21 protein-coding genes and 1 tRNA gene are annotated in these 21,433 nt (G+C 59.4%); 14 read left to right on the top strand and 8 right to left on the bottom strand.

Going from position 1 to position 21,433, the window contains the following annotated elements; translation table 11 throughout:
* Positions 1 to 35: 35 nt before the first annotated feature.
* Positions 36 to 122: transfer RNA gene (locus ACE3NW_RS08060), tRNA-Leu, on the bottom strand.
* A gap of 414 nt (positions 123 to 536) precedes the next feature.
* On the opposite strand from ACE3NW_RS08060, the gene flgF reads away from it, so the two are divergent.
* From flgF to ACE3NW_RS08040, 4 genes are all read left to right on the top strand, one after another.
* Entirely contained in the window at positions 537 to 1,331 is a 795-nt protein-coding gene (gene flgF / locus ACE3NW_RS08055; RefSeq protein WP_374282214.1) for a flagellar basal-body rod protein FlgF, read from the top strand.
* Between the two features lie 61 nt (positions 1,332 to 1,392).
* Positions 1,393 to 2,178: a flagellar basal-body rod protein FlgG gene (gene flgG / locus ACE3NW_RS08050; protein WP_374282212.1), complete on the top strand. Its 786-nt coding sequence runs from the start codon at positions 1,393 to 1,395 to the stop codon at positions 2,176 to 2,178.
* Positions 2,179 to 2,186: 8 nt separating this feature from the next.
* Positions 2,187 to 3,473, top strand: coding sequence for a flagellar basal body P-ring formation chaperone FlgA (flgA, locus tag ACE3NW_RS08045; RefSeq protein WP_374282210.1), 1,287 nt, complete (start codon positions 2,187 to 2,189; stop codon positions 3,471 to 3,473).
* Between the two features lie 27 nt (positions 3,474 to 3,500).
* A complete protein-coding gene (locus tag ACE3NW_RS08040) occupies positions 3,501 to 4,217 on the top strand; it encodes a flagellar basal body L-ring protein FlgH (protein ID WP_374282208.1) in 717 nt (238 codons plus the stop codon).
* Between the two features lie 248 nt (positions 4,218 to 4,465).
* Here the strand turns inward: ACE3NW_RS08040 and ACE3NW_RS08035 are convergent, their stop codons facing one another.
* A complete protein-coding gene (locus tag ACE3NW_RS08035) occupies positions 4,466 to 4,885 on the bottom strand; it encodes a hypothetical protein (protein WP_374282206.1) in 420 nt (139 codons plus the stop codon).
* Between the two features lie 260 nt (positions 4,886 to 5,145).
* On the opposite strand from ACE3NW_RS08035, the gene ACE3NW_RS08030 reads away from it, so the two are divergent.
* The 7 genes from ACE3NW_RS08030 to ACE3NW_RS08000 all read left to right on the top strand — a co-directional run bounded on the left by ACE3NW_RS08030 (position 5,146) and on the right by ACE3NW_RS08000 (position 10,817).
* Complete coding sequence (locus ACE3NW_RS08030) at positions 5,146 to 5,937, top strand: HpcH/HpaI aldolase/citrate lyase family protein (protein WP_374282204.1); 792 nt, start codon at positions 5,146 to 5,148, stop codon at positions 5,935 to 5,937.
* Positions 5,938 to 5,939: 2 nt separating this feature from the next.
* The gene (locus tag ACE3NW_RS08025) at positions 5,940 to 6,854 is read left to right on the top strand and encodes an NAD-dependent epimerase/dehydratase family protein (protein WP_374282202.1); all 915 of its coding nucleotides are present in this window, start codon (positions 5,940 to 5,942) and stop codon (positions 6,852 to 6,854) included.
* Between the two features lie 110 nt (positions 6,855 to 6,964).
* Positions 6,965 to 7,735, top strand: coding sequence for a 3-deoxy-manno-octulosonate cytidylyltransferase (locus ACE3NW_RS08020; protein WP_374282200.1), 771 nt, complete (start codon positions 6,965 to 6,967; stop codon positions 7,733 to 7,735).
* The gene (locus ACE3NW_RS08015; protein ID WP_374282198.1) at positions 7,736 to 8,440 is read left to right on the top strand and encodes a DapH/DapD/GlmU-related protein; all 705 of its coding nucleotides are present in this window, start codon (positions 7,736 to 7,738) and stop codon (positions 8,438 to 8,440) included.
* Positions 8,441 to 8,486: 46 nt separating this feature from the next.
* Positions 8,487 to 9,122 (top strand): HAD family hydrolase, encoded by a 636-nt coding sequence (locus ACE3NW_RS08010; protein WP_374282196.1) that lies wholly within the window; start codon positions 8,487 to 8,489, stop codon positions 9,120 to 9,122.
* A gap of 85 nt (positions 9,123 to 9,207) precedes the next feature.
* Positions 9,208 to 10,242: a hypothetical protein gene (locus tag ACE3NW_RS08005; protein WP_374282194.1), complete on the top strand. Its 1,035-nt coding sequence runs from the start codon at positions 9,208 to 9,210 to the stop codon at positions 10,240 to 10,242.
* Positions 10,243 to 10,397: 155 nt separating this feature from the next.
* Positions 10,398 to 10,817 (top strand): hypothetical protein, encoded by a 420-nt coding sequence (locus ACE3NW_RS08000; protein WP_374282192.1) that lies wholly within the window; start codon positions 10,398 to 10,400, stop codon positions 10,815 to 10,817.
* A 96-nt stretch (positions 10,818 to 10,913) separates the two neighbouring features.
* Here the strand turns inward: ACE3NW_RS08000 and truA are convergent, their stop codons facing one another.
* The 4 genes from truA to thiD form a co-directional block, all read right to left on the bottom strand.
* On the bottom strand, positions 10,914 to 11,696 hold the full coding sequence (truA, locus tag ACE3NW_RS07995) for a tRNA pseudouridine(38-40) synthase TruA (RefSeq protein ID WP_374282190.1): 783 nt from the start codon (positions 11,694 to 11,696) through the stop codon (positions 10,914 to 10,916).
* Positions 11,696 to 13,036, bottom strand: coding sequence for a hypothetical protein (locus ACE3NW_RS07990; RefSeq protein WP_374282188.1), 1,341 nt, complete (start codon positions 13,034 to 13,036; stop codon positions 11,696 to 11,698). Before ACE3NW_RS07990 ends, truA begins: the two co-directional genes overlap by 1 nt.
* A 31-nt stretch (positions 13,037 to 13,067) precedes the next feature.
* A complete protein-coding gene (fliJ, locus tag ACE3NW_RS07985; protein ID WP_374282186.1) occupies positions 13,068 to 13,505 on the bottom strand; it encodes a flagellar export protein FliJ in 438 nt (145 codons plus the stop codon).
* A 133-nt stretch (positions 13,506 to 13,638) separates the two neighbouring features.
* Positions 13,639 to 14,442: a bifunctional hydroxymethylpyrimidine kinase/phosphomethylpyrimidine kinase gene (gene thiD, locus ACE3NW_RS07980; RefSeq protein ID WP_374282184.1), complete on the bottom strand. Its 804-nt coding sequence runs from the start codon at positions 14,440 to 14,442 to the stop codon at positions 13,639 to 13,641.
* Positions 14,443 to 14,688: 246 nt separating this feature from the next.
* On the opposite strand from thiD, the gene ACE3NW_RS07975 reads away from it, so the two are divergent.
* Genes ACE3NW_RS07975 through ACE3NW_RS07965 form a run of 3 tightly spaced genes read left to right on the top strand, consistent with a single transcriptional unit; the run spans position 14,689 to position 17,350 of the window.
* Positions 14,689 to 16,062: a hypothetical protein gene (locus tag ACE3NW_RS07975; RefSeq protein ID WP_374282182.1), complete on the top strand. Its 1,374-nt coding sequence runs from the start codon at positions 14,689 to 14,691 to the stop codon at positions 16,060 to 16,062.
* Positions 16,062 to 16,670, top strand: a complete 609-nt coding sequence (locus tag ACE3NW_RS07970; protein WP_374282180.1) for a bifunctional adenosylcobinamide kinase/adenosylcobinamide-phosphate guanylyltransferase — start codon at positions 16,062 to 16,064, stop codon at positions 16,668 to 16,670. The genes ACE3NW_RS07975 and ACE3NW_RS07970 overlap by 1 nt, the downstream gene beginning before the upstream one ends.
* Complete coding sequence (locus tag ACE3NW_RS07965) at positions 16,664 to 17,350, top strand: hypothetical protein (protein WP_374282178.1); 687 nt, start codon at positions 16,664 to 16,666, stop codon at positions 17,348 to 17,350. The genes ACE3NW_RS07970 and ACE3NW_RS07965 overlap by 7 nt, the downstream gene beginning before the upstream one ends.
* 113 nt (positions 17,351 to 17,463) lie before the next feature.
* Here the strand turns inward: ACE3NW_RS07965 and lon are convergent, their stop codons facing one another.
* Positions 17,464 to 19,902 carry an endopeptidase La gene (gene lon, locus ACE3NW_RS07960; protein ID WP_374282176.1) on the bottom strand — a complete coding sequence of 813 codons (2,439 nt, stop codon included), beginning with the start codon at positions 19,900 to 19,902 and terminating at the stop codon, positions 17,464 to 17,466.
* A 243-nt stretch (positions 19,903 to 20,145) separates the two neighbouring features.
* Positions 20,146 to 21,432 (bottom strand): ATP-dependent Clp protease ATP-binding subunit ClpX, encoded by a 1,287-nt coding sequence (gene clpX, locus ACE3NW_RS07955; RefSeq protein WP_374282174.1) that lies wholly within the window; start codon positions 21,430 to 21,432, stop codon positions 20,146 to 20,148.
* Position 21,433: the final 1 nt, after the last annotated feature.

Here is a 21,433-nt window from a genome sequence, read left to right as displayed (position 1 = left end):
GTTACAGGCTGTTGCTTGTAACGACTCTTAAAAGATGGTGCCGAAGGGGAGACTCGAACTCCCACTCCCTTGCGAGAACTAGACCCTGAACCTAGCGTGTCTACCAATTCCACCACTTCGGCGCGAAAATGGGTTTACGCTAACAGGGGGTGGCTGGCAAGCATTTTTTTTGATTTTCGCAAAAAAAATTTGTGGCGAAGGGGTGGATATGTTTTGTTTTTCCAAAAAACTGGCTTGAATGGCTGATTTTTAAGAATTTGCATTTTGGTCAGGCCGGGGGCCAGAATACATACGTTACCCCCACCTCAGCATGCCGCTACCCGCCAAACCCATTCCCCGGTGATTCTTGGTTAGTCTGTTGGTCCGCCGTATCCCGTTTGGCCCCCCCACACTCCCAGGTACGATCACTTCCGCATCCTTGTGGCTTGCAGAATTCATTGGCCCGCATATTGCAAAAGCTCTGGCAAGAGCCGTCAGGTTCAGGGTAGACGGTGGCGCATTTCTTATGGCGCTGCTGCCAACACAAGGAGCTGCTTATGCAAGCAGGCATGTTTAGCGGACTTTTTGCCGCGCTGACCACAGAACATCGCATGGATTTAATCGCCAATAATTTGGCGAACGTGAACACGCGTGGCTACAAGCGGGAGACAATGGCGTTCAAGGACACCATGACAACCTTTGCCTTTGATGAGATTCGGGAGCCGCTTCAGAACCTCAAATCAACGCCCCTGTTTCCCGAGCCCATGAATGCCGCGCGGGTACGCATAGCTGTTTCGCATACAGATTATTCGCAAGGATCAATGCAATATACTGGCAATAACCTGGATGTGGCCATCAACGGCGAGAATGCCTTTTTTAGGGTAAACACGCCCACAGGCCAGTACCTTACCCGCAACGGAGCCTTTGTGCTCAATGGCGATGGTATTCTTATGACGCCGCAGGGCTATACGGTACAGGGCGCTGGCGGTGTCATTGGGGTTCCCCCTGGCACGAGGCATTTGCAAATCAGCGGTGACGGGCAGGTTCTTGCCGATGGCAATGCCATCGACCAGCTGACTCTGGTGAGCGTGGACAACCCGCAGAATCTGGAAAAAATGGGCGGCAATCTTTTTCGCCCGCGTGACGGGGTTCAGGTTGCCGAGGGCAATGCCTACGACAACGGCGCGCGCGTGGAGCAGGGCTTTACCGAAGCAGCCAATGTGGAAGTAGTGTCTGAAATGGTCAACATGATTGAAGTGCAGCGCCAGTTTGAAGCCTACCAAAAGGTAATGCAGACATCAGACACGCTTGACCGTGCCGCCTACGAAAAGGTCGGTCGCCGTCAGGGCTAGCCCCTGATTGTTATTGCAGGCAACCGGCAGCCTCGCCGGTTTAGTATAAGGAGACATTCCCATGATGCGATCGCTCTGGACAGGCGCCACCGGCATGGTGGCCCAACAGCTCAATATCGACGTGATTTCCAACAACCTGGCCAACGTCAACACCACGGGTTTTAAAAAGAGCCGGGCCGAGTTTGAAGATCTCATGTACCAGACCATGCGCATGGCCGGTGCAGTCACCGAGGGGGACAACCGCCTGCCCGTGGGCATACAGGTCGGCATGGGTGCCCGCCCCACGGCTGTACACAAGTTTTTTACGCAGGGCGACTTTCAGAATACCGGCAACACGCTGGACGTGGCCATTGAAGGCGATGGCTTCTTTCAGGTGGATGTGAACGGCGAGCTCATGTACACGCGCGCCGGTTCGTTCAAGCTTAATCAGGATGGCACGGTGGTTACGGCCAACGGCTACATTTTGCAGCCGCAGTTTGCTGTTCCGGCACAGACCAAGACCATCTCCATTTCGTCCTCCGGCCACATGGCGGCTCTTGATTCACAGGGGCAGGAACTGGCCGGGACAGAGTTGCCGCTCTATACTTTTATCAACCCGGCAGGCCTTGATGCCCGGGGGCGTAACCTCTACACGCCCACCCAGGCATCGGGCGATGCCACAGAGGGTGTGCCCGGCACAGACAACGTGGGCACACTGGCCCAGGGTTTTCTGGAAATGTCCAACGTGGAAGTGGTGGACGAAATGGTGAACATGATCGTGGGCCAGCGTGCCTATGAAGTAAACTCAAAGTCCATCCAAACATCAGATTCCATGCTGGGTATCGCTGTACAGCTCAAGCGCAGCTAGGAGTGGGTATGCGGTTTTTGCGTATTTTTCTGGCATGCTCTGGCGCTCTGGCGCGGCAATGCACACTGCGTGGAACAGGCGCGGCAGGGCTGCTGGTCGCGGTTCTGGTCTGCTGGCAGTTGTGCGGCCCCGGTGCGTTGGCCGTGCTTGCTGCGCCGGGAGGGGGCGTGCCCAGTGCCACCTGGCAGGATAATGACCGCAACCACCGCCGTTCGCCCAGCCAGATTGTTACCCAGCTGCGTGCCCCACAGGCTCAGGCGGGGCAGCAGCCGCAATCGCAGAGCGGGCAGATGCCCCTGGCCGAAAACGCGCAGGATCAGCGCGCCGCCAAAACCCGCAACATGCTGGCGGCGGGCGAGGCCCCCACAGCCCAGGGCGGCCAGCTGAACATGCTTGGCCCGGACGACTGGCGGCTCAAAATTCTGTCGGCGGCAGTCACCAATTCAGACATGGTGCTGTTGGGCGACATAGCGGCCCCTCTGGGGCAGATAGCGCCCGAAATGTGGGGCCAGCTGCGGGTGCAGCCCCTTTGGCCCGCTCCGCCAGAAGAAGGCAAGCCTTTACAGATCAACAACTCGCGTCTTGCCCAGGCACTGCGGCAAGCCCTGGGCAAAGAGGTGGCAGGCCGCTGCATTTTGCCAAGCTCTCTGGTGATCCAGCGCGGTGGGCTTGTTTTTCACGAAGAAGATCTGCGTTCCTATGTTGTCAAAAGCTTGACTCCCCAGCTGGCGGCCATGCCGGGTGAGGTGGAGTTAAGCGACTTTCGGCTGCCGGACTATATTTTTCTGGCCCATTCCCAGCAGCGGGTGCAGCTGGAACCGGGCAAGCTCACGCCTGGGCGCGTACCACTGCGATTTGCGGTGCAAGAAGCAGATGGCAATGTTTTGCGGCGCATTTCGGGCACGGTTAATCTTACCCTCTGGGTAACAGCGCCGGCTGCTTCGCGTGCCATGAACAAGGGTGAATCCCTGGCAGCGGAATCGGTCACTTTTATGAAGGTCAACGCCAGCCAGCTGCGTGATTTGCCCTGGGATGGCCGTGGCGGGCCGTGGCAGCTCAGCCGCGCGCTCAATACGGGCGAGCCCATTTTGCAAAGCGACCTTGTAAGTCAGCTGATGGTTAAAAGGGGTGACGTGGTCAATCTTGTCTACTTGCGCGGTAATCTGCGCATAGCCACACAGGCCCAGGCGCTTTCGGACGGCGAACCCGGGGCCACCATTGCGGTACGTAATCTGCAAACCAAAAAACAGGTCTACGCCATTGTAAAAGATGGCAGCACCGTTGAAATTCACTAGCGCTCAATGGTGAAAGGAGAGGAGCACATGCAGGCACGTTATTTAATCCCAGTTCTGGCGCTGATCTATCTGTTCTGCGTCGCCTGCGGCGGCAGCCCCCACAAGAGGCCTGCCCTGCACCCGCCGGTGACCCCGCAGCAGGAATACCGGCAGGAGGCTGCGGCCAACAACCCTGGCTCTCTGTTTGCCGCCAGCGAGGCAGATACCCTGTTTGAAGACAGCCGCGCCCGCCGCGTTGGTGATATTGTTCTGGTCAAACTGGTGGAAAACACCAAGGCCCAGAACAAGGCCGAAACGTCGTCCTCTAAAAAAAGTTCCAACGATTATCAGGTCACAGCCATGTTCAACAGGGGGCACGCGGGGTTTATTCCCTTTATGCCTATCGGGCCACAGCCTTCTGTTGGCTTGCCTGTGCTTGATACGGATTCAGCCAGTGGGATTACCGCCTCCGGCAAGACCAAGCGTGAAAACTACGTCACCACCTCACTGGCCACGCGTGTGCTGCGCGTGCTGCCGGGCGGGCTTATGGAAATTGAAGGCGCGCGCGAGATACGCGTCAATGAAGAAACCGAATACATGGTGGTGCGCGGCATGATCCGCTCCAAGGATGTGAGCGCCGACAACAGCGTGCTTTCAACCCAGATCGCCGATGCCAGTATTGAATACTACGGCAAGGGCGTTCTGGCAGACAAGCAGAAGCCTGGCTGGTTCACACGTCTTATGGATAATGTCTGGCCGTTCTAGCCCGGCTGCAAACCCGCAGTTTTTTACACCCCGTCTGTATTGCGCAGGCGGGGTGTCTGCGTTGTGACGGCATCGCCTGCTGCCCATGCCGCTGCTGTGTGTGCTGCGCGTGGAGATTGGGCAGGGCGTAGCAGCCGTTGCGAGATGGCGCCATGCACAGCCCATCGCCAACGCGGGCAGTGCTGGGGAGTGTGGGCTCGTAACATGCTTGAAAAGTGTGAAAAAGTTTACTCTTATATTTTAAGTGATTAGAAAAAATTGAAAAAAATATTTGCAGAAAAATATGTGAAAAATTGCGCAGCTCCTTGACCTAAGATTTCTTCCATCCTATGTTGTCCGCAGTTCATTGAGGCCGCCTGCCATACGGCGGCAAACATGTCGCGCGCAATTTTTTTTGCCTGCGTTTTCAGGCTGTTGCGCCAAATAAAAAAGGCTCCTGAATCTTGCGATCCAGAAGCCCCGGTGGAGAATGGATTCAAACGTCCGCAGCTTTTTGCCAGCAGCGGCGTTCTACATACAAGTGCAGTGCTACAAACACTGACGAACTTGTTGATATTTCCAGCCTCCTCCTGCGAACCAGACTGTTCTGCCGCAGTCAGGTTCCTTACCAAGCCCCTCCGTTTTCCGACGGGGGGCTTTTCATTAGCACGCTTGGTGTAAAACGCCAAGCCCCGCCTTACCCTCTTTTACTCTTGATAAAAATTTAACAATTCCGTGGCGCTTTTTGTGTTATGATCTGCGTGCCTTCAAACGCGATCGGCGGCGAGTATTGGCAGTCAGGCAAGCGGCGGGGCAGGGAAGTCAGAAATCCGTGGGGCAAATCGTGTGGGCCTGACCCCCACCGGCTGTATTGCGCCCAATGCAAGCAGGGCGTATGGTATAGAGCGTTTGTCGCAATCTTTAACCCTGCGGCGGCATGCCGCTTGATATGACTGTACATGAAATTCGCGCACGGCTGGCGGCTGACAAGGCCACTGTGGGTACATGGCTGCAATTGCCCTCGCCCGACGTGGCCGAGCTGATGGCTCGTGCCGGTTATGACTGGGTTGCCGTTGATATGGAACACGGCTCTTTTGGCCGCACCGGCCTGCCGGATGTTTTTCGCGCCATCGAATGCGGCGGCGCGGCTCCCTTTGCCCGTCTGGGCGAGGCCAGCAAAACCCAGATCAAGGCCGCGCTGGAAGCTGGCGCCCAGGGGCTGATTTTTCCCATGATCGAAAGCCGCGAGCAGCTTGACCGGGCCATCGACCTTTCGGTGTATCCAGGGCAGGACAGCTGGCGCGCAGCGGGTGATACCGCGCCAGAATACCGTGGCGTGGGCTATTGCCGTGCCAACGTGTTTGGCAAAAAATTTGATGAGTACCGCGCCAACCGCGCGCCCGAAATATTTTTGGTGGCCCAGATAGAGCACATCCGTGCGGTGGACAATCTCGAGGCCATTCTGGCGCATCCGCGCCTTGACGCCATCATGGTTGGCCCGTACGACCTTTCGGGCTCCATGGGGCTTACCGGGCAGTTTGACCACCCGGATTTCAAGGCAGCCATGGCCCGAATTGCCGAGGGCTGCGCCAGGGCGGGGGCCCGCATGGGTCTGCACATTGTGCAGCCCGACCCTGCGGAGCTTGCGCGGCAGATCGCGGCTGGCAGCCGTTTTATCGCTTATGGCATTGATTCGGTCTTTTTGTGGCGGGCGGCTGAACGCCCCAATTCGGGAGAATAACTGTGAAAATTACTGTTTTTGGCGGGTCTGGCTTTCTGGGCTCGCATATCTGCGACAAGCTTTCTGAAGCCGGGCATGCGGTCACCATTGTAGATCTGCATCCTTCGCCCTGGTTGCGGCCCGACCAGACCATGCTTGCTGGCAATATTCTGGATGAAGAAACCGTCAACCGCGCCGTTGCCGGTGCGGACATGGTTTTCAACTATGCTGGCATTGCCGATATTGGCGAGGCCAACAACCGCCCGGTGGACACGGCCCGTATCAACGTGCTGGGCAATGTTATGGTGCTTGAGGCCTGCCGCAAGGCTGGCGTAAAGCGCTATGTATTTGCCAGCTCGCTGTATGTGTACGGCAAGTCTGGCGGTTTTTACCGTTGCAGCAAGCAGGCCTGCGAGCTGTATATCGAAAACTATCAGGCCATGCACAATCTGCCGTACACCATTCTGCGTTACGGCTCGCTGTACGGCCCGCGTTCCGACCGCCGCAACGCCATCAACAGGTTTGTCTACGAGGCGCTGGCAAACGGGGCCATCACCTACTACGGCGCGCCCACGGCCCTGCGCGAATACGTACACGTGGACGATGCCTCTGCGGCAACCCTGGCGGTGCTTGATCCGGAATTTGAGAACCAGAACATCATCATTTCGGGCAACCAGCCCATGCGCGTGGGCGATCTGTTCAAGATGATTGGCGAAATGCTCGGCAAAGAGCTGAATATCAATTATCTGAATGACCCCAACAGCGGGCATTATCAGGTTACGCCCTACGCCTTCATGCCCAAGGTGGGCCGCAAGCTGGTTCCGCCGCTCACGGTTGATCTGGGGCAGGGCATACTGCGCGTGATGGAAGAAGAGCACAAGGAACTGCACCCCGAGCTGGCTTCTGAAGGCGGGTACCTCGTGCCTACCGACGACTAGAATCTGCCAGCACCAGGTTCAGGCTCTGGCGGCCTTGCGCTGCCGGGCCGTTTGGGGATGCGATTTTTTGAAACCACAGCAAATTTTTTGAGGCCACAAGGAGCCGTCAGATGAACATTATTGCCATCATTCCCGCGCGTATGGGTTCCAGCCGTTACCCCGGCAAGCCGCTTGCCCTTATCCACAATGTGCCCATGGTGGGACATGTGGCCTTTCGCACGGCCATGAGCAAGTGCCTTTCCGCCACCTATGTGGCCACCTGCGACGAAATCATCGAAAACTACTGCAAGGACGCCGGGCTCAAGAGCGTCATGACCGGCGACCACCATGTGCGCTGCTCTACGCGTACCGCCGAGGCCCTGCTGAAGATCGAGGCCGCCACGGGTCAGAAGGCCGACATTGTGGTGATGGTGCAGGGCGACGAACCCATGGTGCGCCCCGAAATGATCGACGCTGCCGTGGCTCCCATGCTGGCCGACCCCTCCATCAATGTGGTCAACCTCATGGCTGACATGGATACCCTTGAAGAATTTGAAGATCCCAATGAAGTAAAGGTCGTTGTAGACCACTTCAACAACGCGCTCTATTTTTCGCGCGAGCCTATCCCCTCGCGTAAAAAGGGTTCCGACAAGGTTCCCATGCGCAAGCAGGTCTGCATCATTCCCTTCCGCCGCGACTATCTGCTGCATTTTAACGAAATGCCCGAAAGCCCGCTGGAAATCTATGAATCCGTGGACATGATGCGCGTGCTGGAACACGGCGAAAAGGTACACATGGTTCCCACCGACTGCCGCAGCTGGAGCGTTGATACCCCCGAAGATCTGGCCCGCGTGGCCCGTCTGATGGAAGGCGACGACCTCATGAAGGAATACAGCAAGTAAATGGCGGGCAACCTCCAGTCTTCAGATAAGCAGGGCGGCACGCCCGTTGCTGATGCCAGGGATGCGTGCGCCGCAGGGGCCAAACCCTGCGGCGCAGCCGCGCAGCCGGGGGCGCACGCCGCGCCCGGTGTGGGCAGCCGGGTAAAGGCCGCGCTTGAAGAGTTGTGGATTGCGGCCTTTGGGTGGATTCCCACGCCCGTGGGCATTGCCCTGCGCCTGCTGGCCTGGCGCTGGCTTTTCAAAAGCTGCGGTTCTGCGCGCTTTGCCACAGGCCTGAGCCTTGCCGGGTGCGGCAACATGCGTATTGGCAACGGCGTGCGCATGGGGCGCGGCTGCTTTGTCACGGCCACCGATGGCGAACTTGTGCTGCACAACAATGTGGCCCTTTCGCCCAACGTTCACGTGGGGGCAGATGCGGGCCGCATAGAAATCGGCGCGCATACCGCTGTGGGGCCGGGCACGGTCATACGTGCGGCCAACCACTGCATTGCCCGCCAGGATGTTCCCATCATGCATCAGGGGCATGTTCCCGGCCAGATCATCATTGAAGAAGATGTGTGGATCGGGGCCAACTGCGTCATCACCCCCGATGTGCGCATTGGGCGCGGCGCGGTGGTGGGTGCGGGTGCGGTAGTTACACGCAACGTGGCCCCCTTCAGCATTGTGGGCGGCGTGCCTGCCAAGCAGATTGGCATGCGCGGCTAGAGGGCAAGCCTCCCAAAAAAGTACAGAACAGTTTTCAAGGAATTTTATGTCACTGCAATGCCTTGTTTTTGACTGTGATGGCGTGATTCTTGACAGCGTGCCCGTAAAAACCCGCGCCTTTGGCCGTGTGATGGAGCCTTTTGGCCCCGAAGCGCGCGACCGCTTTTTGATGTACCACAAGGTACACGGCGGTGTGAGCCGCTACAAAAAGTTTGAATGGTTCTTTACCGAGGTGCTGGGCAAGACCATAACGCCGCAGGAATCGGAAGAGCTCGGCAACCTTTTTTCGGAATACGCCCTGGACGAACTGCGCCGCTGCGAGCTCATACCCGGTATTCAGGAAACGCTTGATTCGTGGCACGGCAAGCTGCCCATGTTTGTGTGCTCTGGCGCGCCGCACGAGGAAGTGCAGGCAGTGCTGCGTGAGCGCAGGCTCGACAGGTATTTTGATGCCATCCACGGTTCCCCGCCTGCCAAGGCTGTGCTGCTTGGGCAGATAGTGGCCGGGCAAAAGCTTGACCCCGCAGATGTGCTTATGGTGGGTGATGCCCCCACAGACCGCGATGCGGCAGAAACTGTGGGCACATTGTTTTACGGTGTGGGGCCAGAGCTCAAGGGCGGCGCATTCCCCTGGGGAGACGATCTCACAGGGCTCAATGCCTGGATAACCGCAAGGGCATAATTTTTGCCGGAAGTTACAATCCTCTGCAATTTATAACTGTTATAGAGCGTCCCGCCCCATGCGGGACGCTCGTACATGTACGCCAATGAAAAATATATTCCGTACTCTGGTGTTGGTTTTGGGGCTGGCCCTGCTGCTGACCGCCTGCGAATCGGGCAAAAAGGAAGCAGACAAGGCAGACAAGGCTGACAAGCCCAAGGTGGAATCTACCGCTGCCGCACCCAGTGCCAGCGCGTCAGGCGCCGCTTCTTCCAAGGCAGAGAACCCTTCTGCGGTGCAGGAAGCACAGGAAGCCGCGCCCGCGCCCAACCCGGCCGATCTTGACCGGGCAGACCGGCTGGTGGCTTTTTCCAACTCTGCCTCCATGGCACTTGCAGCGGGCCGTTATGCCCAGGCCGATGTGCTGATGGCGTACACCAAGTATTACCTCGCCGAGTGGCAGCTGGCCAAACGGCCTGCCATAAATGCCGATGAAGATGAAAGCCTTGCCCGCCGTCTTGTGCCGCCAGCGGGCCTGTTTACACCAGAGCAGACCAAGAAGATGGCTGCCAGTGTGCAGGATATGAACAAGGCCATAGCCAGCATGCGGGCCGACTACCGCTCGCTTGAAAATTATGTGGAAGACGCCACATTGCAAGACAATGGCGTGAAGGGCAAGGCGCTGGGCGCAGCCATTGCCAAGGCTCACGCGGCCTTTGTTGTGGCCCGCGATGCCTATATGCAGATTGTGGAGACAGAAGCCGCTCCGGCAGAAGACATGCTGCTGTTCAACCATCCGCTCAAGCGGCAGATTCAGGCTGCGGAACGCATTTTTGCCGTTTTTGGCAAGGCGGCCAGCCTGCTTGCGCCAGACAGGCCTGACCGTGAAGCCCTTCTGGCCCAGCGTCAGGAACTGGCCGCTGCTCTGGCCGATGGTGCCCGCCCGCCCTTTATGGCCGCTCCTGATCTGGAACGCCGCTACCGGGGGTTCATCAAGCAGGCGCAAACCTATGCAGAGCTTTTTGATAAAGGACTGGAAGAAGAATTTTATTCTCCCCTGCGGTTTGAGCTGAACAAGGCTGCGCTGGCAAGCCGTGCCGCCTACAATGACTTTGTGCGCGATGCCAACCAGATTCGGTAGAGGGGCATTGCCGGTGCGTCAATGTGCTGACAACGAAATGAACTGTTTTTGTAAATACCTGTAATTGTGCATAAATTTTTTATTGGCAAGCCATTTGCAAATTGAACGCAACGGGTGTCATGCACCCGAACATCCATCTGATCTGGAGGTTCAGCATGTTCTTTTTGCTGGGAGGCCACGAGAAAAAAAGCCGTAAGGCCGAGAGGTCGGCTGGCGGTTCTGACGCCAGTGACCGCGTGCGCGAGATTTTTCTTGCCGGACGTTTTCCTGTGGTGACGACGCATCAGGTGGAGGGGCGGCGTATCGCCAAGGTGCTGGGGCTTGTGTGCTGCCGGGGTTTTGATTCGGATGAAGCCTTTTTTGGCATGGCGGCCCGCGCCATGAACAAGGGGGCGCAGGCCATTGTGGGCTATAACGAAAACGTGGCCTTTCATCCCGATGGCAGCAAGTATTTTTCCTGCTTTGGCACAGCCGTGATGTTTGAATTTGACCCCGCTGACCCTGAATCGCTGCCGCTCATGTTGCAGCAGAAATTCAAGGCGCAGGAACAATCTGGCCTCAGCGAAATCATCTGAGTACGCCGGAATACCATACAGGCAAAAGCCTCCGTTCTTACGAGCGGAGGCTTTTGTATTTTATTATCGTTCTCTTGCCGGGGCAGCGGGTATTGGCTATGTCAGGCCGGGATATTCCACGTTTACCAGCGCCAACCCCTGCGGCGGCGCGGTAACAGAGGGTACAGCCCTGCGGTCGCCGGTTGCGAGCAGGGCGGGCACATCCTGCGGGGTAATCTTGCCCTGCCCGCAGGCCACCAGCAGGCCAGCCATGTTGCGCACCATCTGTTTGAGAAAACCGTCTGCCGTTACCATAAAGCGCAGCATGGGAGCGTGCGCGGGATAAAACTCGCAGGGGGGCATGGCGTGCAGCTCGGCCCGCAATACCGTGCGTTCCGTGCTGTCCACATCTGTACCCACGTTGCGCAGGGCGGCAAAGTCGTGCAGGCCCATCAGATGGGGCAGGGCTGCGCGCATGGGCTCCACATTGAGGGGGCCGCACTTCCACACAAAGGGGGTAAGGTGCGGCGGCATGAAGGCGTGCTCCTGCCAGAGCTGGTAGGCGTAGGTTTTGCGCAGGGCGTCCTTGCGCGCATGAAAATCGGGCGCGGCCTGCTGTGCGTGCAGCACGCGGATATCGCGCGGCAATATGGCATTGAGGCTGTTGCGCCAGTCGAGCCCGGCGCGGGTATCGGGCACATCGCAGTGTACGACCTGCCCGTGGGCGTGAACCCCCGAATCGGTACGGCCAGAGCCATGCGCCCGCACGGCCTGCCCGGTGATGGCGCGCAGCGCCGCCTCCAGCTCACCCTGAATGGTGGGCGGCGGGCTGGGTTTTTCCTGAATCTGCCATCCGCAGTAGCGGGTTCCCACATAGGCAACAACAAGCTTGAGACGCATCAGTCGGGAATCCTCATACGTGTGATGAGCTCCGTAAACTTGGCGGTTTTTTGCGGGGCGACATAGGTAAGTATTTCGCCAGACTGCTTGGGCGACATGCCCGAAAGAATGCGGATTGCCACCCGTTCGTCCATGCTTTCCAGCGCCTTGGCCGCAGCCTTTGGCTTCATCATGGAATAGGTGAGGATCAGGCGGTGAACCTTGTCGTTCTCGATACCCCTGGCCTCGCGGATCATGTCCTGCATTTTCTTTTCGGTTTCCTGCATGTCCTTGAGGCGTTGATCCATCTGCTGGCGCAGCACAAGAATGTCCTGCTGCTGGCGGGCCAGCTCCTGCGCCTTGTTGTTGGGATCGTTGGCGTAGGTGTTCTGCGGCGTCTGCACCGAGGGGGCGGGCAGCGTACCGCCAGACTGCCCCTGGGGAAGCGCTGGCAGAAAACCGTCGTTGCCGCCCATGGAGCCGCGCGGCGGCAGGGGAGCGCCGTCCGAGCCCTGTCCACGGGGAATGTTGGCAGGTATGGGCGGCGCACCAGGTACGGAAAGCGGGGCGGTTTGTTCGGCTGGCGCAAAGGGCGACTGTCCGCCTGTGGGGGCCTGGGGTACGGGCATGTCCAGAGCCGCCGCGTGGGCCGCCTGCACACTGCCAAGGCCGGGAATGGGCAGATGGCTCAGGCCCAGGGCATCCAGCCATTCCGATTCGCTGGCGCGGTTGGGCCTGGCTGAAACAATAAGGCTGTTTGAGGGCGCGGCAGTGCCGGGCTCTGCCAGCGGGGCGGGCAGGGCCTGCGGTTCGGGCATGCTGTGCGAAAATGTTTGTATTTGACCGCTGGTAGCAGCGGGGGCGGGCGCACCGCCAGAAGCACCCGCGCGAATGAGCGGAGCAGGCAGGGCCGCATCGGCCACGGCGGCATGGCCAGCCTGCGGTTTGGCGGCGGCAGCCATGCGGGCAGCCGCAGCGCCCTGGGGTTCGCTGAGGCTGGTTTCTGCCTTGCCCTTGATGGCCGTAACAGCGGAATCCAGATCGGAACCCAGCGATGTGAGCGACGAGCCGAGGCTTTGCGCCAGCCCGGCTAAGGGGCCCGGCGCTTGGCCAGATACCTGATCAGGTGCGGCCTTGGCCGCAACCGGGGTCGGAGATTCGGCCATTTGCGGCAGGCCACGCGGGGCAGATTCGGCCTTGCCTGCTGTGTCCTGCCTAGCTGTATCCTGCCTGGCTGCATCCTGCCCGGCTGTATCCTGCCTGGCTGTATCCTGCCTGGCGGCTTCCTGCCGGGGTGATCCACCAAGCCACGAGGGGGTTGGCACATCCAGCAGCAACATGCCGAGGATGGTAAGCTTCATAAAGCAGAGCACCGCCAGCCAGCGGAAAAGCTTAGAGAGCCGGAGCTTTGTAGCGGAGTGTGGCTGTTTCGTCATTGACGCGTTGCTCCTTCAGTTGTTCCTCACGAAGATACTGCTGGTTTTGGCGTTCCTTGAGCTTTTCCAGCAGTTTTCGTTCTATGGCGCGGGCGGCAAGCAGTTTGCGGGCTTCGTCAACCAGTTGTTCTTGCATGCGGGCTTGCAGGGCCGCATTGGCCACATCGCCCTTCAGCCCTTTTACGTACTGTTCCATGAGCCAGCGTTCGCCCTGAGGGGCAAGGGCCGATTGAAACAGGCGGTCTTCACTCTGCCGCAGCTCGTCTTTAAGCCGTTCAAAAAGCGCCCGTGCGTCTTCCAGAAGCCTCTGCTTGAGGGCCAGATCAACCTTGGCTTCTTCCTCCAGCTGCTCCCGGTAGTCGAGCACTTTTTGCATTTTAAACTGAAAGGGCACACCGCACCGCCTTGATTTTGACACCCTGAATATCCACTTGCGGGATTTGCAAACAGCGGGCCAAACAGCAGGCCAGCCCGCGCACGGCAAAGCCGTTCGCGCTGTGCCCGCTGGCAGTGGGGTCAGGCAGCGGCTAGCTGATGTTCAGGCCCGCAGCGTGGTTTACAGGGCCGCAGCCCTTGCCGGGGGCATAGCTTTTACGCAGGGCAAGATTAAGGTATTCCTGCGCCCGCGTAACAGCCACCTGCACGGGCAGGCCGCGCCCAAGGCCCGTGGCTATGGCAGCAGAAAGGGTGCAGCCCGTACCGTGGTTGTTGGTTGTATCAACCTTGGCCTGGGGCAAATGTTTGGCTTGCTCGCCGGGCACACACAGGCAGTCTGTAACCATGATGGAGCTTTCCATGTGCCCGCCCTTGATGAGCACGGCGCGCGCGCCCATGGCAAGCAGCTTTTCACCCGCAGCCTCGGCATCTGCAAGACTGGCAATGGTCATGCCCGTGAGCATCTCCGCCTCTGGCCGGTTGGGGGTCAGCAGGTCGCAGCCGGGAATCATTTCGTCGATAAGGGCGGCAACGGCGTCTTCCTGCAACAGGCGGCTGCCGCTCTGGCTTACGGAAACAGGGTCAACAACAAGCGGAAAATCGCGCGTGCGCAGCTCGGCGGCAACAGCGCGTATGGTGGGCGCAGAAAAAAGCATGCCGGTTTTTGCAGCCTTGACGGTAAAACCATCAAGCACCGTGCGCAGTTGCAGCAGCACAAAGTCTGCATCCGGCGCGTGGATGCCGGTAACGCCAAGGCCATTTTGCGCGGTAAGGGCCGTGATAACGCTCATGCCATAGCCGCCCAGAGCCATGATGGTTTTGAGGTCTGCCTGAATGCCCGCGCCGCCGCCAGAATCGGATCCGGCAATGGTGAGTATGTTGGGGGGAGTAAGCATGTAAAGCCTCTCTTGAAATGCTGCGTGATTATCCTGCCAGTATACCCTTAGGCTACGCGGGGCGCAATGCGGGTGAGGGTGGGCAGTGTCCAGAAAGTGTCTGGAAAATGTCTTCACACCGCAAGGAAGCAATGCTAGCATTTACGCGCAATAAACGTAAATAACGGCCTTGCGTGCCGTTTTTGGGGGCGGTTTGGCATCAGCGCGCGGCGCTGGCAAGGTGAATCGCCGTCCTGGGAGATTTTTATGAAGCTTGAAAGAAAACCACTGAACGTGCCGGATATCATGAATATGCCCAAGCCCCGTCCCGCCCGCGCGGGTGCGGCCAAGGCCGTGGTGCTGGCAGTGCTGGCGGTGATTTTGGTGAGCGGCGCAGCCTATTGGCTCACGCGTGACAAATCCACCCGCGACCAGTGGAAGGACAAGGCCGCTGATGTCATCAACAATGCCACCAGCGGTACAATTTTGGCTGGCGTGGGCGATGTGCTGCGCGATTCGCCGCCACCTCCGCCCATTTCGGTGGTCAGCCCGCCCACCTCGCCCGGAACGCTGGCAGGCCAGACAGTGCAGGGCAGCGTGGCCGCGCCAGTGGACAGTTCCATTCCCGCAGGGCAGGCAGGCCAGCAGACCGGGGTGCAGATGCCCCAGAAAGTTACGGAAGACAGCCACGTGCGGCTGGAGGTTGTGGAAGACCTGGCGGCCTTTATTGTGTCGCGGTTCAAGCCCGGCCCGCAGACGGGCACGCTGAATGTGAGCGTGCAGGCGCTTAACCAGCGCTATGGCGCAAAACTTGCGGGTACGTCAGACGGCAAGGGCGGGCGCGACGCACTGCTGCGCTATGCCTTTCATCCCACCATGCTGCGCGGTTTGTACGGATTGTATGCCGACCGTTTTCTGGATGCTGTCAACCGTGATGCCGCGTCCAAAGGTTTTACGCCAGACCAGATTCGCCAGCTGCATATGGCTCTGGCTGGCCGTGTGGTGCTGCTGGCTGGCGCGCTTGAGGGCGTGGCCTCCGTGCCCAATTTAGCTGCCCGCCTGCGCGAGGAGGAAAAAGCCTCGCAAGTGGTTGTGGACATCAACGCCCAAATGGCCGAGGCCGTGTTTGCCGTTGACCAGCTGCGCGAAAATAATGCCGGGGATTCGCAGGTTTCCACGGCGCAACTGCGTGTTGACGGCCTGAGCGCCCGCTACCGCCGTGCGCTGGAAGAACGCGCCGCCTTGCAGCGTACCCTTGTGGCGGCCATCCGCCAGGGCGGCGGGCAGGCTCTGGACGACGATTCCCTGCTGTTTGTGGCCCAGTGGATTGACCGCCGTCTGCGCTCGGACCCGCAGGCGCTGGCATCGGTGCAGGCTTCGGCTGGTATTTTGCGCGATCTGGCCAGGCGCAGCGCCCAAACGGGCACGGGCACGCCCTTTCAGCCCCAGGCTGCGCCGCAGCAGGGCATGCCGCAGCAGGGCATGCCGCAGGGTTCGGCTCAAAGCGGCGCGGCAGGCGGAACGCATGTACAAACCTCTCCAGCGCTGACCCCGCCGCATCCCGCCCCGGCACTGCCGGGCCAAGGCGCTCAGGGCGCGGCTGAGCGCGCGCCCGCACCCCGTGCCGGTGGGCAGCAGTAATGGGCAGAGCCGTATTGTTTGTGGGTGGTACGCGCAGCGGCAAAAGCGGCATGGCCCAGCGTTGGGCCGAGGCGCAGGCCCCGCAGCGCCTGTACCTTGCCACTGGCCGCGCAGATGACGAAGAAATGGCCGCCCGCATAGCCCGCCACAAGGCGGAACGCGGCAGCGGCTGGCTGTGCCGGGAGGAGCCTCTTGATCCGGCGGCGGTGCTGGCCCATGCGGCTTCAATACATGCGGGCACACAGCAAGGTGATTATCCTGCTCCGTCTGGCGGAGGCAGCGCGGGCGCAGTTGTGCCCGGAGTTGTGCTGTTTGACTGCGTAAGCCTGTGGGTGGCCAATCTCATGGCGGCCGACATGACGGAACAGGCTATTCTTGACCGGGTGAACACGCTGGCGGCCTGCATTGAAGCATATCCGCTGCCGCTTGCCCTTGTGAGCGTGGAGGCGGGCCTTGGCATGGTTGCCATGTCCAGTCTTGGCAGACGTTTTCAGGATACGCTGGGGCTTGCCAATCAGGCTCTGGCCCGCGTGTGTGACACTGTACTTTTTGTAAGCTGCGGGCTGCCCCTTGTGCTCAAGGGCCAGCTGCCGGAGGAAATATGCTGAATTTTATGGGGCTGCCCGGCATAATGGCCGTGGGCGGCAGGGCCTCGGCCCGTATGACACGCTGCGGCGTAAGCGCGCTTTTGTGGGCTGCCATTGTATTGCAGGCCGGTTTTGCCATTGCTGCCGCTGATCCGCGTCAGTGTATTATGGAGGCAGGCAGCGCTGTGGAAAAATCCGACGTGGCCGCCTTTGAAAAACAGGTGGACGTGGACGCCATTCTTGAGCAGGCGCTGAATCTTTTTGTGCGCCGCGCCCAGGACCCCGAAGCGGCAAAAGATCTGCCGCCCATGGTTGCGCTGCTGTTTACGCAGGCCGCCTCCAAGGAGGGCAACGTGCGTGCCCTGCTGCTCAACGAAACGCGCTCCTTTGTGCTCAACGGTATTTCGTCCGGCGCTTTTGCGGGTAAAAAGCCCTCTGCCAAGGCATCGCAGGGCATGCTTGCGCCGCTTTTTGCCGATGCCTCCACCGGGCGCAAGGAAATCAAAAACGTTGGGCAGGCCCGGCGTGACGGTGAGGGCTGGCTTGTGCCCTTTGTGGTACACGACAGTGGCAACGATGAATCCTATGATGTCACTGGCCGCGTAACCTCGGTAAAGGGCGAGATGCGCCTTACCTCTGTGGCCAACATGGAGTCGCTGCTGCGCAGGGTTGCGGCAGAAAGCCGGGCCGTGGAACCGTAACGGCAGAAAGCCGCACCGGAGATTCCTGCAGCGCGCGGGTTGTTTTGACGAGTATTGAAAAAGGGAGCCAATGGCTCCCTTTTTCAGTGCGTAATCTGTCTGCTCTTGGGCTGTTATTGCGCGGGCTGGCTGTTGCCGTCCTCGTGCTTTTCAGGCCGCAGGGTGCGGCAGATGGGTTGGGCCGTGGCCCGGCCGGAGAATATTTCTTCGGCAGAGGCGGCAAGCGCCTGCGGCAGCACTTCATCCACATGGTCAACAAAGACGATCTCAAGATCGCGCAGCACTTCGTCCGGCACTTCCTTGAGGTCTTTTTCGTTGTCATGGGGCATGATCACCTTCTTGATGCCGCTGCGGCGTGCGGCCAGCAGCTTTTCGCGCAGGCCGCCGATGGGCAGCACGCGGCCACGCAACGAAATTTCGCCGGTCATGGCCACATCGTTGCGCACGGGAATACCCAGCAGGGCAGAGGTGATGGATGTGGCAAGGGTAATGCCCGCCGAGGGGCCGTCCTTGGGAGTTGCGCCCGCAGGAACGTGTACGTGGATATCTATCTTGCGGTGAAAGCGCGTGTCGAGCCCCAGTACCTCGGCCCGCGAGCGCACGTATGAAAGCGCCGCCTTGGCCGATTCTGTCATGACCTCGCCCAGCTGGCCGGTGGTGACCACAGCGCCAGATCCGGCCATGAGGCTGGTTTCGACCAGCAGAATTTCGCCGCCGCGCTGGTTGTAGGCAAGGCCGGCGCACACACCCACCTGGGGTTCGGTTTCGCGCTCGTCGTGGCGGTATTTTTTCACGCCAAGCATGGAGGGCAGGCTCTGCCGCGAAATGCTCACGCATTTTTCGGTATCGTCATCTTCCACAAGCTTGATGGCGGTTTTGCGGCACAGGGCGGCAATTTCGCGTTCAAGATTGCGCACGCCAGCCTCGCGCGTATACGAGCGGATGATCTCAAGAATGGCATTGTCCGACACGCGGATATTGCCTTCCTTGAGGCCGTGCTCCTCCCGTTGGCGGGGCAGCAGAAAACGGCGGGCAATGTGCCGTTTTTCTGTTTCGAGGTAGCTGTTGAGCTCGATTATTTCCATGCGGTCAAGCAGCGGCACGGGGATGGAGTGCAGCGAATTGGCCGTGGTGATGAAAAAGATTTTGGAAAGATCATACTCCAGATCAAGGTAGTGATCCATGAAGGTATTGTTCTGTTCCGGGTCAAGCACCTCCAGCAGGGCCGAGGCCGGGTCGCCACGGTAGTCGGAGGTCATCTTGTCCACTTCATCAAGGCAAAAGAGGGGATTGTTGAACTTTACCCGCTTGAGCGACTGGATGATCTTGCCCGGCAGGGCGCCCACGTAGGTGCGGCGGTGGCCGCGAATTTCGGCCTCGTCGCGCACGCCGCCAAGCGAAAGGCGCACAAAATCACGGCCCGTGGCGCGGGCCACAGACTTGGCAAGCGAGGTTTTGCCCACGCCGGGGGGGCCAACAAGGCACAAGATAGGCCCTTTGAGCCCCTGCGAGAGCTTTTGCACTGCCAGATATTCGAGAATGCGTTCCTTGGGCTTTTCAAGGCCGTAGTGGTCGCCGTCCAGAATCGCACGGGCCTTTTCAAGGTCGATGTCGATCTGCTTCAGGTCGTTCCAGGGCAGGTCAAGAATCCAGTCCACATAGTTGCGCACAACCGTGTATTCTGCCGCAGAGGGCGGCATGCTGCGCAGCTTGCGGGCTTCGGAAAGGGCCTTTTCGCGCGCTTCTTCGGGCATGTCGCGGGCCTTGAGCTTCTGCTCTATTTCGTCAACTTCGGCCTGGGGGTCGTCGTCGCGCCCCATTTCCTTGTTGATGGCCTTGATCTGCTCGTTGAGGTAGTATTCGCGCTGGTTGCGCTCCATCTGCACCTTGACGCGGTTCTTGATGCGTTTTTCAACCGTGGCAAGGGCCACCTCGCCCTGCAAAAGCTCGTAGGCGAGTTCGAGGCGCAGGGTGGCATCGTCGATCTCAAGGGCTTCCTGCTTTTTGCGGTAATCAACCTTGAGGTGCGGAATGATGGCGTCGGCCAGGGGGCCAATTTCCTGCAAGGCAAGAATGGAGAGCACGGCCTCTTGCGAAATCTTTTTGTTGTTCTTGCCGTATTCTTCAAGCGCTTCGTGTACGGCGCGTACAAGAGCCTCGCGTTCTTCGGGGCGGCTCTGCTTTTCGGCGCGGCGGCGCACGCTCACCATGGCGCACTGCTCGTCTTCGTGCAGGTCTTCCCAGGTGGCGCGGTACACGCCTTCAAACAGAACCTTTATGGTTCCATCAGGCAGGCGCAGCATCTGAAGCACCTTGCTGACAACGCCCACGGGAGAAAGGTCCTGGGCATCGGGCTTTTCCAGTTCCGGCTCTCGCTGGGCCACCAGAAAAATCTGCTTGCTGTAGGTGGCCTGAGCGGCTTCGATGGCCTTGATGGAAGCTTCCCGGCCCACAAAGAGCGGCATGATTGAGCGGGGGAACATGACCACCTCGCGCAAAGGCATGATGGGCAGTTCGAGGTAAGTGTCTGAGCCGCGCATGTCGTCTGTCATAATTTTCCCCTGAAAAAAAGCCGGACGGCGGTCAACGCCGCCCGGCGGAACGTGGAGCATTTTTACTTTGAAATGCCTGCATTACGGCGAAGCATTGTGCTGTTGCCTTGCAGCCTTGTGCTTGCAACCCTTGCAACAGGTTCGCCTTGCAATCACTTCGCAGCGCGGGTTTCAGGAAAACCCGCACAAAGTCGGGCAGCCTTGCCACCCCTGGGGCAGCATCAGCCTGCCTGCAGCTAGGGCCTAGGAGGCCTTGTCGCCCCCGGCCTTGGCGGCGTCTGCGCTGTCGGCCTTGTCGCCAAACAGCAGCACGGGTTCCTTGCCCTTGTCGATAACAGCCTGATTGATCAGGCATTCGCGCACATTGGGCATGGAGGGCAGCTTGAACATGATGTCGAGCATGATGCGTTCCATCACGTTGCGCAGACCGCGCGCGCCGGTTTTGCGCTCAATGGCCTTGGCGGCAATGGCCTTGAGGGCGTTGGGCGTAAAGCGCAGGTCAACATTCTCAAGCCCAAAAAGCTTTTGGTACTGACGCACCAGAGCGTTCTTGGGTTCGGTAAGAATGCGCACCAGATCGGGTTCGTCAAGTTCGTCCACATGGGTGATGATGGGAATACGGCCCACAAATTCGGGGATAAGGCCGAATTTCACCAGATCCTGCGGGTGTACGCGGTCGAGCAGCTCGCCCAGGGGCAGATCCTTGCTGGCGCGCACCTTGGCGCCAAAGCCCATGGCTCCGCCGCTCATGCGGCCGCCCACGATCTTGTCGAGGCCCACAAAGGCACCGCCCACGATGAACAGGATATTGCTCGTGTTCATGCGGATAAATTCCTGCTGGGGATGCTTGCGCCCGCCCTTGGGAGGAATATTGGCCTCTGTGCCTTCAATGATCTTGAGCAGGGCCTGCTGCACGCCTTCGCCCGAAACGTCGCGCGTGATGGAGGGGCCATCGCCCTTGCGCGAAATCTTGTCGATTTCGTCAATGTAAATGATGCCCTTGCTGGCAGATTCCAGGTCGTAGTCTGCATTTTGCAGCAGCTGCACAAGGATGTTTTCCACATCCTCGCCCACATAGCCAGCCTCGGTCAGCGTGGTGGCGTCTGCAATGGCAAAGGGCACGCGCAGCACGCGGGCCAAGGTTTTGGCAAGCAGGGTTTTGCCGCTGCCAGAGGGGCCCACAAGCAGGATGTTGCTTTTTTCAAGCTCCACATCGTCGCCCAGGGCGCTGGCGTAAAATACGCGCTTGTAGTGGTTGTGTACCGCCACAGAAAGAATTTTTTTGGCTTCGTTCTGCCCGATAACATACTGGTCAAGGCGGTCCTTGATTTCCTGGGGCGAAAGAAGGCGCTCTTCGCTCTGCGGGCTTTCCATCTGGTCGCGGGCGATAATTTCGTTGCAGGCTTTGACGCACTTGTCGCAGATGCTGGCGCCGTCCTGCACGATGAGATTGCGAACTTCAAGCTCGCTGCGCCCGCAAAAAGAGCAGCGCAGGGGTTCGCTCACCGTGGGTTTATCGTTCTTGGCCATA

It is taken from the genome of Desulfovibrio sp. (genome assembly GCF_041907885.1).
Taxonomy (GTDB): Bacteria; Desulfobacterota; Desulfovibrionia; order Desulfovibrionales; family Desulfovibrionaceae; genus Desulfovibrio.
Note: the sequence above shows the minus strand (reverse complement) of the source record. Positions and strands in the feature narration are given on the sequence as shown.